Source organism: Paenibacillus sp. PCH8 (genome assembly GCF_002968835.1).
In the GTDB taxonomy this organism is placed as follows: domain Bacteria; phylum Bacillota; class Bacilli; order Paenibacillales; family Paenibacillaceae; genus Paenibacillus.
Genome location: NZ_PKQK01000004.1, coordinates 454,253 through 467,764 on the forward strand (window position 1 = coordinate 454,253; position 13,512 = coordinate 467,764).

Annotated in this window: 15 protein-coding genes; 9 read left to right on the forward strand and 6 right to left on the reverse strand. The window is 42.4% G+C overall.

Annotated elements, in window-relative coordinates; translation table 11 throughout:
- The first annotated feature begins 161 nt into the window (after positions 1–161).
- From C0Q44_RS23590 to C0Q44_RS23605, 4 genes are all read left to right on the forward strand, one after another.
- The gene (locus C0Q44_RS23590) at positions 162–1,190 is read left to right on the forward strand and encodes an ABC transporter substrate-binding protein (protein WP_105409649.1); all 1,029 of its coding nucleotides are present in this window, start codon (positions 162–164) and stop codon (positions 1,188–1,190) included.
- Between the two features lie 186 nt (positions 1,191–1,376).
- On the forward strand, positions 1,377–1,802 hold the full coding sequence (locus C0Q44_RS23595; protein WP_105409650.1) for a MarR family winged helix-turn-helix transcriptional regulator: 426 nt from the start codon (positions 1,377–1,379) through the stop codon (positions 1,800–1,802).
- A gap of 194 nt (positions 1,803–1,996) precedes the next feature.
- A complete protein-coding gene (locus C0Q44_RS23600) occupies positions 1,997–2,323 on the forward strand; it encodes a rhodanese-like domain-containing protein (RefSeq protein WP_181151148.1) in 327 nt (108 codons plus the stop codon).
- Between the two features lie 110 nt (positions 2,324–2,433).
- Positions 2,434–3,456 (forward strand): NADH:flavin oxidoreductase/NADH oxidase, encoded by a 1,023-nt coding sequence (locus C0Q44_RS23605; protein WP_105409652.1) that lies wholly within the window; start codon positions 2,434–2,436, stop codon positions 3,454–3,456.
- Positions 3,457–3,563: 107 nt separating this feature from the next.
- On the opposite strand, the gene C0Q44_RS23610 is transcribed toward C0Q44_RS23605, so the two are convergent.
- On the reverse strand, positions 3,564–4,487 hold the full coding sequence (locus C0Q44_RS23610) for an AraC family transcriptional regulator (protein ID WP_105409653.1): 924 nt from the start codon (positions 4,485–4,487) through the stop codon (positions 3,564–3,566).
- Between the two features lie 179 nt (positions 4,488–4,666).
- Here C0Q44_RS23610 and C0Q44_RS23615 point away from each other — a divergent pair, with 179 nt between their 5' ends.
- Positions 4,667–5,245: a TetR/AcrR family transcriptional regulator gene (locus C0Q44_RS23615; protein WP_105409654.1), complete on the forward strand. Its 579-nt coding sequence runs from the start codon at positions 4,667–4,669 to the stop codon at positions 5,243–5,245.
- 54 nt (positions 5,246–5,299) lie between these two features.
- On the opposite strand, the gene C0Q44_RS23620 is transcribed toward C0Q44_RS23615, so the two are convergent.
- Both C0Q44_RS23620 and C0Q44_RS23625 read right to left on the reverse strand, forming a co-directional pair.
- Positions 5,300–6,241 carry an MFS transporter gene (locus C0Q44_RS23620; RefSeq protein ID WP_105409655.1) on the reverse strand — a complete coding sequence of 314 codons (942 nt, stop codon included), beginning with the start codon at positions 6,239–6,241 and terminating at the stop codon, positions 5,300–5,302.
- A 229-nt stretch (positions 6,242–6,470) separates the two neighbouring features.
- Positions 6,471–6,884 carry a MerR family transcriptional regulator gene (locus tag C0Q44_RS23625; protein WP_374955140.1) on the reverse strand — a complete coding sequence of 138 codons (414 nt, stop codon included), beginning with the start codon at positions 6,882–6,884 and terminating at the stop codon, positions 6,471–6,473.
- A gap of 187 nt (positions 6,885–7,071) precedes the next feature.
- Here C0Q44_RS23625 and C0Q44_RS23630 point away from each other — a divergent pair, with 187 nt between their 5' ends.
- The 4 genes from C0Q44_RS23630 (at position 7,072) to C0Q44_RS23645 (ending at position 10,762) form a co-directional block, all read left to right on the forward strand.
- Positions 7,072–8,112, forward strand: a complete 1,041-nt coding sequence (locus C0Q44_RS23630; RefSeq protein ID WP_105409657.1) for an NAD(P)-dependent alcohol dehydrogenase — start codon at positions 7,072–7,074, stop codon at positions 8,110–8,112.
- 260 nt (positions 8,113–8,372) lie between these two features.
- A complete protein-coding gene (locus tag C0Q44_RS23635) occupies positions 8,373–9,119 on the forward strand; it encodes an SDR family NAD(P)-dependent oxidoreductase (protein WP_105409658.1) in 747 nt (248 codons plus the stop codon).
- A gap of 127 nt (positions 9,120–9,246) precedes the next feature.
- Entirely contained in the window at positions 9,247–10,245 is a 999-nt protein-coding gene (locus tag C0Q44_RS23640; protein ID WP_105409659.1) for an NADP-dependent oxidoreductase, read from the forward strand.
- A gap of 145 nt (positions 10,246–10,390) precedes the next feature.
- Entirely contained in the window at positions 10,391–10,762 is a 372-nt protein-coding gene (locus tag C0Q44_RS23645) for an iron chaperone (protein ID WP_105409660.1), read from the forward strand.
- Between the two features lie 82 nt (positions 10,763–10,844).
- Here the strand turns inward: C0Q44_RS23645 and C0Q44_RS23650 are convergent, their stop codons facing one another.
- The 3 genes from C0Q44_RS23650 to C0Q44_RS23660 form a co-directional block, all read right to left on the reverse strand.
- Positions 10,845–11,825: an aldo/keto reductase gene (locus tag C0Q44_RS23650; RefSeq protein WP_105409661.1), complete on the reverse strand. Its 981-nt coding sequence runs from the start codon at positions 11,823–11,825 to the stop codon at positions 10,845–10,847.
- Between the two features lie 255 nt (positions 11,826–12,080).
- Positions 12,081–12,962: an SDR family oxidoreductase gene (locus C0Q44_RS23655; RefSeq protein WP_105409662.1), complete on the reverse strand. Its 882-nt coding sequence runs from the start codon at positions 12,960–12,962 to the stop codon at positions 12,081–12,083.
- Positions 12,963–13,107: 145 nt separating this feature from the next.
- Complete coding sequence (locus C0Q44_RS23660; protein ID WP_105409663.1) at positions 13,108–13,425, reverse strand: winged helix-turn-helix transcriptional regulator; 318 nt, start codon at positions 13,423–13,425, stop codon at positions 13,108–13,110.
- Positions 13,426–13,512: the final 87 nt, after the last annotated feature.

Here is a 13,512-nt window from a genome sequence, read left to right on the forward strand (position 1 = left end):
CAAGTTAGAATTCATAGACAGGGTCACAGGAGATCACCGTGAAGCCTTATACGACAGTTAAAAATGGATTATAAACATTATGAAAAACGTTCTTGTCAAATTCATTCTGGCATGATATCGTTGATAACGATTATCAATATCAATGAAGGGGTGAGTTGATTTTGCGTAAACAGAGAAGTTCGATATGCGTATGGATGGCACTCGTTGTGCTGCTTATATTAAGTGCATGTGGCCAATCTGCATCAACAAATAGTACAACCGGGAGCAACACTGACGCAGCAGCGGAGACAGAAACCAAAGCCGTTTCGAATTCAGCTTCTACAGTGGATACGGCCGCAAATGCCGAAGAGGAATTTGTTACATATCACTCTGATGGGGGTGAGGTAAAGGTACCCAAAAATCCTAAGCGTATCGTTGATTTGACGTCATTCTCGACAGGATACTTTGTTGCCCTGGAAGCACCTGTAGTCGGCGCTTTATCCGGAGCGATCAACAACAAGTATATCAAGGATCAACTTGCGGCAGCAGGCACCAGTGATCTGGGTGAAGCACCTACCCCAGAGAAGCTGATCAGCTTAAAACCCGACCTCTTTATCGTGTACACGGGCACAGAGGGGATCGATAAGCTGGAGCAGATTGCACCTGTCGTACAAATTACATTTGGCAAGCGCGATTTCAAGGATCTGATGCTTGAAATGGGTAAGCTCACCAATAGAGAAGACGCAGCTAAAGCCTGGAATGCTAAATGGGAAGCGAAGATCAACGAACTGAAGCCTAAGGTTCTGGAAGCTGTAGGCGATCGCACGGTTTCCATCTTGAATCCGTATGCCAAAGGATTATTTGTATTTGGTCATAACTACGGTCGAGGCGGTGAGATTATTTACGGTGAGTTTGGTCTCAAGGCACCAGCTAAGGCCCAAGCTGAAGCCATTGACAGCGGAACTGGATGGGCTTCCATCTCCATGGAATTATTACCGGAGTATGCGGGTGATATCATCTTCACCAGCCCGTGGTCGGGAGATACAACCGATCCCAAGATCGTATATGATAATACGTTATGGAAGAACTTGCCTGCAGTGAAGGCAAATCATGTGTTCCAGCTTGATTCAACGTCAGACACGTATAATGATCCCGTATCACTCGAAGGACAACTGAAGTTTATTTCGGACAGCCTGCTTTCGGCGAAGTAAGGTTGAACCATACACATAGTAATACTGGAGCATTTCCGAAACGTCGCTACAAGACGGGGAAATGCTCTTCTTATGAGCGTAGAATTTCATATACGTCGATCTTGGTTGGATTTTGACCAATGTAATTAAGCTTGATACAATAGGATAACTGCTGATGAACATTAAATATCAAGTGGGGTGATCTAGATGCAGCAAAAAAGGGAACGTTTGAATGTATGGTTGTCTTTGTCTAACATTCATACCCAACTGAACGAGAAGATTGAACAAGCTTTGCTTCAAGAATATGACTTATCTTTGAAGGAATTTTATGTTTTAAACTTTATATTTAATGCGGAGGGTAAGGAATTGCGCCTGCAGCAACTTCAAGAACTGGTGGGGTTGAGCCAAAGTGCTACTTCCAGACTCGTCGTAAGGATGGAAGCCAAAGACTGTGGGGCTCTGGAAAGACACGCATGTGAAGATGATCGGCGTGGCATTTACACTCGAATTACGGAGCTTGGGGAGAATAAATACAAGAAAGCACTTCAAACGTTTAATCAGGTCTTGCAAACTGAATTGGAACAGGATGGATTTGAGACTCGATTAGAGAATCTTACTAAAGAATTGTTCTAGGGCTGGGGGAATATAGGGTAATGTACTCATTTACCCTATAAGAAGACTTGACACTCAATAATATATCCGTTAAATTAAATGCATGCGCATGCTTATATTGTGGATGCGGTGATTCCTTTATAAGGAGGGGATTCTAATGAATTACGATATCAAAAGAGTTAAGAGAGGGATTTACAATGATTATGTTGATGCTTTTGACATTCATATTAGGTATCTTCATCGTTGTACGTCAATTTTGCCCATTACGCAATCTTGAATATATTGATTATCAAGTATTTCTCAGACAAGAGAGTGATTTTCGGCAGTATAAAGTGATCGATATTCGAGATGCGACGGATTATTGGGCTAATCCTACCCCGGATACGATTAACATCTCACTGGGACGTCTCGCTTTCACATGGGAAAAATACCTTCTTCGAGAAGATAACGTCATTATAATGTCTCCTGGTATGCTTCAATCCAAAAAGGCTGTCCGTATTTTGCGAAAGCATGGATTTGAATGTCTTTATGTGATGAAGTAATAGATTCATGTGATTGCTTAATCATACGGAATTAATAATCGTAGGTACTATTTTAATGCTTGCGCATGCATTTTATTAACTTGATTTATGAAAAGGGGAGTTTTATTTTGATGACAGATTTGTTTAGTCCATATTCTTTTAAAAACCTAGAGCTTAAAAACCGTGTTGTAATGGCTCCGATGTGTCAATATTCAGTTGAGCAAAAAGATGGTATAGCAACAGATTGGCATTATATGCACTACGTTAGTCGTGCCGTGGGAGGTACGGGGTTCATTATCATTGAAATGACAGATGTGGAACCGGATGGCCGAATTTCAGATTATGATCTTGGATTATGGTCAGATGAACAGATCCCAGCCCTGAAGCGGATCGTAGATGCGTGTCACAGTTATGGTGCCAAGGTCGGCATTCAGATTGCTCATGCGGGACGTAAAGCAGAAGATGCCGAGGTTCCAGTAGCTCCGTCAGCGATCGCCTTTGATGAGAATTCCAAGCAACCTCGAGCGCTTACAACGGACGAAGTTAAAGGAATGGTTGAGAAATTCCGTAGTGCAGTAGCTCGTGCAGTAAAAGCTGGATTTGATGCGATTGAGCTTCATGGTGCACATGGTTACCTGATCCATCAGTTCCATTCTCCACTAACGAACAAGCGCGAAGACGAATATGGTCAAGAGTTAACTTTGTTTGGCCGGGAGATCATTCAGGCTGCGAAGGCAGAAATGCCCAAAGACATGCCCTTAATCATGCGTATTTCAGCAAAAGAATACGTCGAAGGTGGCTATGGAATTGACGAAAGTTCCGAGTTTGCCAAGGCATATCAAGAGGCGGGCGTAGACCTGTTCGATATCTCATCTGGTGGCGAGGGACCTATAGCTGCATGGGGCAGACCAGGAACTCACGCGGCTTATCAAGTACCTCTCGCTAAAGCAATCAAAGAAGCTCTTGGTGTGCCCGTGATTGCTGTTGGAAGATTGGACGATCCGAACTTGGCGAATGCAGTCATCGGAAATGAAGAAGCTGATCTCGTTGCAATCGGAAGAGGGCTGTTAAGAAATCCTTACTGGGCATTGGAAGCTGCGTCTGCTTTGCGCAAGATAACGGACGTTCCAAAACAATATACGACTGGTTTTTAATGATCATTAAATATATGGATAAGAAAGGACTCCGACTGACCAAACAGAAGGAGTCCTTTTTTGGTTAAACCAAGCGAAGTGAAGGAACGATATTAGTGAGTAACCAGTCAGGAGTTGGGAGCCGTTTCATCAGTTTTACCTCTCAGACGTTTAATATCTTCCCGGGGCGGAAAACCGAACATGCGGGAATATTCACGACTGAACTGAGAAGGACTTTCATAACCCACTCGAAACGCAACATCTGCCGCATCTGTTGACTCGGATAACAATAACCGACGGGCTTCCTGCAGCCGCAGTTGTTTTTGGAACTGAATCGGACTCATCGCAGTCACTTCTTTGAAATGTCTATGCAGGGAGGCAGTACTCATATGTGCTAGTTCTGCAAGTTTCTCAATCCGAAAATTCTGTTCTATGTGATTCATAATATGGTCAATGACGTTCCGAATTCGATATGTGTGGCTTCCCTCAATTGTGATTTGCTCCAGTGTATTTCCGTGTGGTCCCTTCAGTATTTTATAGAGAATTTCCTTCTTAAACAGGGGACTGAGTATCGGAATATCTTCCGTATTTTGCTTCAGTAAACGGACTAATCTAACCACCGCATCCAGCAGAGATGACTCGGTCTGGCTCACATACATTGCTCGTCTCACATTTTTCTGGGGTCTTGCTGGAAAATGGGAATGATTCAATACCTCTAGAATTTCATTGGATGAGAATTCAAGTTTTAGCGCCAGATAGGGAGCTTCAGAAGAAGCCTGGATGACTTGTCCACTAACGGGCAAGTCAACGGTAGCCACAATATAACTCCCTGGGCCATATCGGAAACGATCCTGTGCCAGCAGAATTTCCTTTTCACCTTGAACGATTATACAAAAGGAAGGCTCATTAACTCTGTATATGGGTTCTGTCACAACAGATTCACGGATTAAAAATAACGAAGGAATAGCTGTTGGATGGACACCATCCTCGTCAGAGTGGTGCTCAATAAGTTGGGCCAATTCAAGCTGTTGTTCAACGATTTGATCAGACATGCGTAGTTCTCCTTTTTTTACATCATCATAATGATATTCTATCCGATATGGACTCCATTCGTAAAAAAATAACAGGATTAGGCAATCATCTGATGTGAATAGGATAGGAGACAAGTCAGTGCGTATATTATTTACTGATCGTTCCCGTTGTGATACATTAATCTGGGGAGGGAATGGACATGGCTAGAAGCAAAGAGTTTGAAGTGAATGAAGTGTTGGATAAAGCAATGAAGATCTTCTGGGAACAGGGTTATGAGAAAACATCGATGAGTGATCTGGTTGAACATATGGGAATTCATCGCAGAAGTATATATGATACATTTGATGACAAACATTCGCTGTTTCTGCAAGCAGTGGATCGTTACATTGGGAAAATCAACGCGACACTGCTCGCAGAAGTCAAAGCGTCCAAGACAGCGGTAGAAGCTGTGCATAAAATTTTTGGTTTTATGATTAGCGAATCAGAGGATGTGCCATCGGGTTGTTTAATCGTAAATGCAGCGGTAGAACTGGCCCCACGGGATACGGATGTGGACACCAAATCTATTGAACTATTCACATCGGCAGAGCAGATGTTTGAGCAGATTATTTTGTGGGGACAACGAGATGGAGAGTTTTCCTCTGATCGCGATGCCAAAGAAATGGCAGAATACCTTCATAATATATCTGTTGGTATAAGAGCCATGGCAAGAACCTCGATAGACAAAGAGAAATTAAACCGGATTGTTAATGTATCAATGAAACTTTTGGAACATTGATGCATTATTTTTTTGACGTAATAGAATGATCATTCCCATTGTGTGAACCACATACTAGGTTATCGTTTTGTTCATATTATTTCTTAATCCTATGCATACAGCACCCAATACTAAAGATATCATTCCTGCGATTACCATATATGGCGTGCCCATCGTCAATATTAACAATCCAGCAAGGCTGGCACCCAGTGTGGTTCCCAGATTCGCTGAGGTTAAGAATAAACCATTCGTGAAGTCGGAAGCTTCAGGGGCAGAAGTCATCATCCAATATTGATTAATATTCGCGCCAAGACCACCAAATATCCCCCATACGAAGGTGATAATAATCATTGGAATGGTAAACTGCCCGAACCAAAATAAGAAGATGTAGACTATACCTAGCGCAAAAGGAAAAATAACTACAGATTTAATGGCATGATTCGTAAGTAATCTCCCAGCCACAATATTCCCAATAATATTCGCACCCCCATAGATGAGTAACATCATGCTAATCATATTCAAGGATACATTCGTGACGGAAGTTAGATACTCAGCAAGAAAACTGACGATGGGTACACCGATAACCATCCCGGCAGATACACCAATCATAACGTTGGAAACAGCTCTTGGCGCTTCTTCACGGCTAACGGTACTTGCTGCTATGGTGAACGCTAATGAACAATATATGGGATGAAAGAAAGCCGGGATGACACGAGTAATGAGGGCAAGCGTAAAGTTGGACGTATAGATGGAGACCATATTACTTATGATGAACACGCCAAGTACAAGCAACATGGCCTTTTTTCGATCGACACCAGAGAACAATAGCGGCATGGTTGGACCAGCAATAGCGACACAAAGGGCAAAAAGACTTACAAGCAATCCCGCTTTGGACACACTAACATCAAAATGATCGGCAAGCGCAGGCAAAATCCCAATCACACCCATCTCGGTGTTGATAATGCCAAAGACACCCGTGGCGAGTATGAAAATTAGTAAATGGTTACGTCTAGTCATTATTTTCTCCTGTTCCTTAATCATTATTATCTTGGAGAAAGTATAAAGGCTATAGTCGACTCTAGGACAAGAGGGAAAGTTGCTAAACGGATTGCAGGTCGAGGGAAAACGAATGTAGTCGTGAATTTGCACCAAAAAAAGCGAAAAAGCTAGAAATCCATTAGAGGACTTCTAGCTTTTTCCTATAGATCTGCTCCATATGAGGACAGACAGAGTATAGTGACATCTTTTAATTGGTCATGCGACTTCCAATATTATTGACTTTGTGAATCTGTTCCGTTCCGGCTTCCAGCGCCATCCTATAGTAGTCACATTTATGTTCAATAACTTCCATCGTCTTACGTAACTCTTCCATCTGTGCTTCGACGCTGGCTTTACGCTCGTTAAACATATCAGATCTTTGCTTCAAGGTGGCGTCCCCTTCAGAGCACCATTCAATAAAATCCCTGATATCCTTAATTGGCATCCCGGTCATTTTCAAACATTGGATGATTTTTAGAAAATCGATATCCGAGTCTTTGAACAATCGTGTTCCGCTCGTGGTGCGTTCTATAAAAGGCATTAGCCCTTCCTTGTCATAGTAACGCAATGTATATACGGTAAGGTCCAATTTCTTAGCAACTTCACTAATTGAATAGGTCATCTTCATTAATATCCTTTCAACGGGGGATAGACTTCGAGTTAACTCTAGGGTTGATCCGAGTGAATTCTATCATGGTGTATGGCTATATGTCAAAGTGGGTGAGGAAAAAATAATATAAACATTTGACCTAGAGTTAACTATAGGGAGTAAACTAATTTTGAACTCTAAATTACTAGGAGGTTAACCATTGATTATAGCTAAAGCCAGAGCAGTTGACGGACCAGACCAACAATTTCGAAGTGCTGAGATTAAACGGCGTGATCTGGATACGAATGATGTATTAATCGAGATTAAATATGCCGGCATCTGCCATTCTGATATTCATACTGCCCACGGTGAATGGGGCCCTGTGAATTATCCACTCGTTCCTGGACACGAGATTGCGGGAATTGTAACGGATGTAGGAAGCGGAGTCTCCAAATACAAAGTCGGTGATCGAGTAGGGGTCGGATGTATGGTTGACTCATGTGGCGAATGTGAGAACTGCCGCAAAGGTGAAGAACAATATTGTCTCAAAGGAAATATTCCTACCTATGCCGGGGTAGACAAATACGGTGAGCCTACACAGGGCGGATATTCATCTCACATTGTCGTCGTAGAGGATTTCATTGTTCGAATTCCTGATAACATTGCGCTTGATGCTGCTGCACCATTGCTCTGCGCCGGGATTACGACATATTCACCACTGCATCACTGGGGAGCTGGCCCAGGTAAAAAAGTAGCTGTTGTGGGTATGGGTGGCCTGGGTCATATGGCTGTCAAAATTGCACATGCAATGGGTGCAGAAGTAACTGTTCTGTCCCAATCCTTGAGCAAAAAGGAAGATGGATTGCAATTTGGTGCCGAGCATTACTATGCCACAAGTGAGCCAGAAACATTCGAGAAACTTGCGGGTACGTTCGATCTCATGATTAATACGGTAAGCGCGAATATTGATATTAACGCGTATTTCTCACTGCTTACGCTGGATGGTACGCTCGTGAACGTGGGTGCACCTGCAGAGCCATTGGCAGTCAACGTATTTTCTCTCATCGGTCATCGTCGTTCATTCGCAGGATCCATGATTGGTGGCATCCGTGAGACACAGGAAATGCTGGATTTCTGCGCAGAACATGATATTGCTCCTAACATTGAAGTGATCTCGGCTGACCAGATTGACGAAGCATACAAACGTGTCCTTGCTTCCGACGTGAAGTATCGATTCGTTATTGATATCAGCACAATGTAAGATGCATGGTCATTGTTTCAAATAATAATTGTAGACAAGAAGAAGCAACTGTCGCTTACGACAGTTGCTTTCTTTGGTATATCTCTTTTTAGATGGAGAAAGATCACTGAAATAAAGTGGATAAAAAAATACTTTACCGATCGTTCTACAATTGATATACTAAACTCAAGTTAGATCTAACTATTTTTTTACCATAAGTTGAACGATCGTTCTCAAATCTTTAGTGTTATCCCAGTTCACCCATCGAAGGAGAGAATACAATGAAATATACCGTGATCACAGGAGCAAGTTCAGGAATTGGATATGAGACAGCATTGGCATTTGCAGCACGTGGCAAAAATTTGATTTTGGTAGCTAGAAGACTGGATAAATTAGAAGAGCTGAAATTAGCGATTCATACGAACCATCCGGATTTAGATATCATCGTTCGTACGAGTGACCTTTCTGTTCCGGATCATGCACACACACTGTATAACCACTTAACTGAATATGACATTGAGACATGGATTAATAATGCAGGGCTTGGCGAAGGTTCTTTGGTGGCAGATCAGAATCTGGATAAAGTATCAACCATGCTGCGTGTTAACATCGAATCTTTGACGATTCTATCCACATTATACGTACGAAATTACGCTGATGTAGAGGGAACTCAGTTGATTAACGTTTCGTCCGCGCTCGGATATACCATTGCTGTTGGCAGTGTTGCATACTCTGCATCTAAATATTATGTTAGTGCCTTTACCGAAGGATTGGCGAAAGAGCTTGAACTGAAAGGTGCGAAAGTTAAAGCCAAGATTCTGGCACCAGCCATCACAGAAACCGAATTCGTAAAAAAATCAATCGATGCTGAAGATTTTGATTACAAAGCAAATATGTCCAAATACCACACAGCCAAGGAAATGGCAGGCTTTATGGTTGAACTGTATGACAGCAACGAAGTAGTAGGGATTGTTGACCAGAACTACAATTTCAATATCAGAGGTCCTATTTATCCGGTGATTGGATAGTTTAAAGGATTAGAGGATGAATAATGGCGTACAGGTGAAGCTAAAACCTTACGCCATATTCAAATCCATTATGGATCATTGAAGTTAGTGCTTGATGTATAAATAACCTACACGGGAGAGACAGAATATGAAAGCAGCTCAATTGAGCAAATATTCAAAAGAAATTCAACTGGAGCTGAATGAAGTCAAAGTACCTGAAATAAAGAGCCATGAAGTTCTTGTTAAAGTAAAAGCAGCAGGTGTGAACCCACTCGACATCCTGATTGGTAATGGAAGTATTCGAATGATGTATGACTATACGTTTCCTTTAACTATGGGAAATGAATTATCTGGTGTCATTGAGGCTGTCGGAAATGACGTCGAGAATTTTCATGTGGGCGACCCTATATATACGAGATTGCCGATGAGCCACATTGGAGCTTTTGCCGAGTATGTAGCCGTTGATGAAAAGGCGATAGCCATCATGCCTGATACGTTATCCTTTAATGAAGCGGCAGCTGTGCCTCTTACAGCCTTGACTGCTTATCAAGCACTTCAAGACGTACTTCATGTTCAGCCTAATCATAAGCTTTTCATTCCTGGAGGTACAGGTGGTTTGGGCGCCATGGCGATTCCGATCGCGAAATCAATGGGGCTCTATGTGATCACAAGCGGAAGCGAACGAGGCAGATCTCGTTTAATGTCGATTGGTGCTGATCGGTTTATTAATTACCAAGAGGAAAACTATGCGGATCTGTTATCAGGTATAGATTACGTCATTGATACCTTGGGAGCGAAGGAAATCAAAGCAGAGCTGAGTATCCTGAAACCTCAAGGCAAACTGGTATCACTCAAAGCTGCACCGAACTATCGTTTTGCGGTCGAACAGGGATTTCCCTTGTGGAAAAAGCTGTTGTTCGGTTTGGTAGGCTCACGTATGGACATGTTGGCACGGAATAATCAGAATGAATATCATTTTTTGTTCGTACAGGCGAATGGAAAACAGCTACAGGAAATCACAGATCTTGTCGTACAACAAAACATTAAGCCATCAATAGATTCTACCTATAAAATGGAAGACATTAATCAGGCATTAACGAAAGTATCGACCGGTCACTCTCAGGGGAAAGTAATTGTGACGTTCTAAACAATGAGTTGAACTTTCACCGAAGGGGTTTTGAAGTTACATATTCGTGATAGAATAGGAGTGAATTGTATTGTTCATTTCATAAAATCAGGAGAAGAAGTGGAATGAATAATAATATATATTTCTTAGTATAGGGAGGGGTATAATGGAGAACTTTGCAGAATTCTTGGCACGCATCGATAACCCGGAACATCAGGCACGGACAGAAGAAGTCTTGAATTGGATCACTGAAAAATTCCCGAGTTTAAAGCAAAAAATCGCTTGGAATCAGCCGATGTTTACCGATCATGATACCTTTATTATTGGTTTTAGCGTCTCCAAGAAACATTTGGCCGTTGCTCCTGAGAAGGCTGGAATGAACCATTTCTCGGAGGATATCGTTAAAGCGGGTTATGAGCACACCAAAGAGTTAATTCGTATGAAGTGGAATCAGCCCATTGATTTTACCTTACTGGAGAGAATGATCGAGTTTAATATAACGGATAAAGCAGATTGTTCAACATTTTGGCGCAAATAAAGGATTAAATGATCCAAGCAGAGAGAAGCCCCCAATCTTCCAACTGTGGAAAATGGGGGCTTCTGTATTAAAGCCAGAGCACTCACTGAGCACCTACAACAGCATGAGGTACATAAGGTTCTTCGAGGAATGCAATGTCCTCCGGGGCCAACTGAACGGATAGTGCACCTACAGCATCTTCCAGATGCGATATTTTGGTGGCTCCGATAATCGGAGCGGCAACCGTATCTTTTTGTAATAACCAGGCTAGGGCAATGTGAGTCCGAGGTACACCATACTTGTCTGCCATGGAGGCTACTCGCTCCACAACCATTCGGTCGGCATCGCTAGTTGCATCGTACTTCGATTTCTGAACCGCGTCGGTCTCGGATCGATGCGTGGTTACGGACCAGTCCCGTGTTAATCTGCCTGATGCAAGAGGGCTATAAGGCGTTACACCGATCTTTTCTTCCTTGCATAAAGGCAGCATCTCTCGTTCCTCTTCACGGTATATGAGATTGAGGTGATTCTGCATGGAGACGAACTTGGTCCAACCATTCTTTTCAGCCACATGCAATGCTTTTTGGAACTGCCATGCGAACATGGCTGAAGCGCCAATATATCTTGCTTTTCCGGATTTCACCACATCGTGTAAAGCTTCCATCGTTTCTTCAATAGGGGTGTTGTAATCCCAGCGATGAATGATGTACAGATCTACATAATCGGTTTCCAGTCGTTTGAGACTTTTATCGATCTCACTCATGATAGCCTTTCTGGAAAGACCAGACCCATTGGGTCCTTTATGCATCTGTCCATGTACTTTGGTTGCGATGACTACCTCATCACGATTGGCGTAATCTTTCAATGCTCGTCCTAGATATTCCTCACTTGTACCAAGTGAATAAATGTTAGCTGTATCGAAGAAATTAATCCCTAAATCAAGAGCTTTTTGGATGACAGGGCGAGAGTCCTCTTCGTTAAGTGCCCATTGATGCACCCACTTGCTCGCGTCTCCAAATCCCATGCATCCCAAGCAAAATCGGGACACATCCAAGCCTGTATTACCCAGTTTTACGTATTCCATATAATGCACCAACCTTTCTATTTTAAGTTATATTATAACCACTTATGGATGACCTATTTATATTGTATTATGTCATAACGAATGAACTAACCTATACCACATTTCTATCATAAACTTGCCTAATCCTCTCACAATCTTAGATTCCGTTGATTATATGCAGGTTCGCATATGAAAAAACAAGCCATTCGTATCTCCGTTGGAGGTTCAAATGGCTTGTTCTTAAATAGTAGGAGAAGCGATGACTACAAATGAATACTATTGTTTAATCATGGTTTGATGAATCCATTCACTCATTGTGGTTAATTGAAGATTTGCTTGGATGTTCTCATCCAGTTCATGGTACCGCGGAAGAAGATCTGTATGTCCATCGATCCACTGATACAATCCTTTAAGACCTGCTGCAGTCTCATCTCCCAATAAATGCTGAATCGCTGCTTCAAAATGATCAAAAGGTAGAGACATAAAGCTGATGTCTTCGCCCAGTGAAGCGCTAAATTGTTCGGCTAATTGTGCACCTGTCAGGGCTTCCAATCCGGGTGCTGGTATAATGCTTCCTGCCAGTTCCGAATGAGTCAAGGCATAGTAGTGGAATTGAGCTGCATCGTTTAAACTAATCCAGGAGATCGGCTTGTCTGCAGGTACCGGGTAGGCCAAAACGCCATTATTCAATATTCCGGGAATCAGGAAGTTTTCCAGATATACAATGGGCTCCACAATGATATATGGAAGACCACTTTGCTGTACTTCGTGGATAACTTCACGTTTCAATTCAATTCCTGTTGATTGGGTGATGGGGCCAGGAACAAAGGTACTTGTGTTAACCACAATCAATTTAACGTTTGCCTGTAAAGCAGCGCCAATTGCGTTTTTGGTGTATTGTCTAATCTTATTCGGATTGAACTCGACAGGCAGGTTCAAAAATACTTTCGTGACACCCTCATGTGCTGCATGGAGTCGTTCAACATCTGACAGATCCCCGAGGAAGGCTTCAATGTTTTGTTCTTTTAGCGTGTTTGCCGTTTCCTCGTTTCGAGTAATCGTGCGCACCTCACAACCGTTTTGAACGAGTAATTTGGCGACAGCGCCGCCTTGTGAACCCGATGCTCCATATACTAAAAATCGATCATTGTGTGTCATAGTGGTCAATAACTTCCTTTCAAATCGTGATTGGAATGGATGAGTTAATACTCAGCATTGACCTCAGCATAACGGATTAAGAATGGGAGCGTAAGTACGCACATTAATGATATAAAGTATCCCTTGAGATACTATGGGAAGGTGGTTACATATGTTTTGATCCCCAATCACCTAGTTGAAACAGAATCGAAGTCAGACTTTGTCCTTTCTCAGTCAGGGAATACTCGACTTTAGGTGGAACTACGGGGTGGGTAACACGGTTGATCAAACCGGCTTCTTCAAGTTCTCGTAATTGCCTGGTTAACGTGCGATGCGTAATGGGGTCAAGCATTTTCTGCAATTCATTGAATCGAATGGTTGAATGGCGGATGAGCCGATTTATAATTAATAACTTCCACTTCCCACCAATCATATTCACTGCAAACTCAACCGGACAGCGGTCCTCCACAGGTTGTATGTTCACGTTCGTATATTCCTCCTAAAAAGCATCATGTCATAGCTCATGTTTCGTTCATTCTATCTAATATATAAATGGGTGTATAGCTTATAG

What these genes read in the sequence shown, in the direction of transcription:
- C0Q44_RS23595 (WP_105409650.1), top strand. Translation starts at nt 1,377, where the DNA reads ATGCAGCAAAAAAGGGAACGTTTGAATGTATGGTTGTCTTTGTCTAAC.
- C0Q44_RS23605 (WP_105409652.1), top strand. Translation starts at nt 2,434, where the DNA reads ATGACAGATTTGTTTAGTCCATATTCTTTTAAAAACCTAGAGCTTAAA.
- C0Q44_RS23610 (WP_105409653.1), bottom strand. Translation starts at nt 4,487, where the DNA reads ATGTCTGATCAAATCGTTGAACAACAGCTTGAATTGGCCCAACTTATT.
- C0Q44_RS23615 (WP_105409654.1), top strand. Translation starts at nt 4,667, where the DNA reads ATGGCTAGAAGCAAAGAGTTTGAAGTGAATGAAGTGTTGGATAAAGCA.
- C0Q44_RS23620 (WP_105409655.1), bottom strand. Translation starts at nt 6,241, where the DNA reads ATGACTAGACGTAACCATTTACTAATTTTCATACTCGCCACGGGTGTC.
- C0Q44_RS23625 (WP_374955140.1), bottom strand. Translation starts at nt 6,884, where the DNA reads ATGACCTATTCAATTAGTGAAGTTGCTAAGAAATTGGACCTTACCGTA.
- C0Q44_RS23635 (WP_105409658.1), top strand. Translation starts at nt 8,373, where the DNA reads ATGAAATATACCGTGATCACAGGAGCAAGTTCAGGAATTGGATATGAG.
- C0Q44_RS23640 (WP_105409659.1), top strand. Translation starts at nt 9,247, where the DNA reads ATGAAAGCAGCTCAATTGAGCAAATATTCAAAAGAAATTCAACTGGAG.
- C0Q44_RS23645 (WP_105409660.1), top strand. Translation starts at nt 10,391, where the DNA reads ATGGAGAACTTTGCAGAATTCTTGGCACGCATCGATAACCCGGAACAT.
- C0Q44_RS23650 (WP_105409661.1), bottom strand. Translation starts at nt 11,825, where the DNA reads ATGGAATACGTAAAACTGGGTAATACAGGCTTGGATGTGTCCCGATTT.
- C0Q44_RS23655 (WP_105409662.1), bottom strand. Translation starts at nt 12,962, where the DNA reads ATGACACACAATGATCGATTTTTAGTATATGGAGCATCGGGTTCACAA.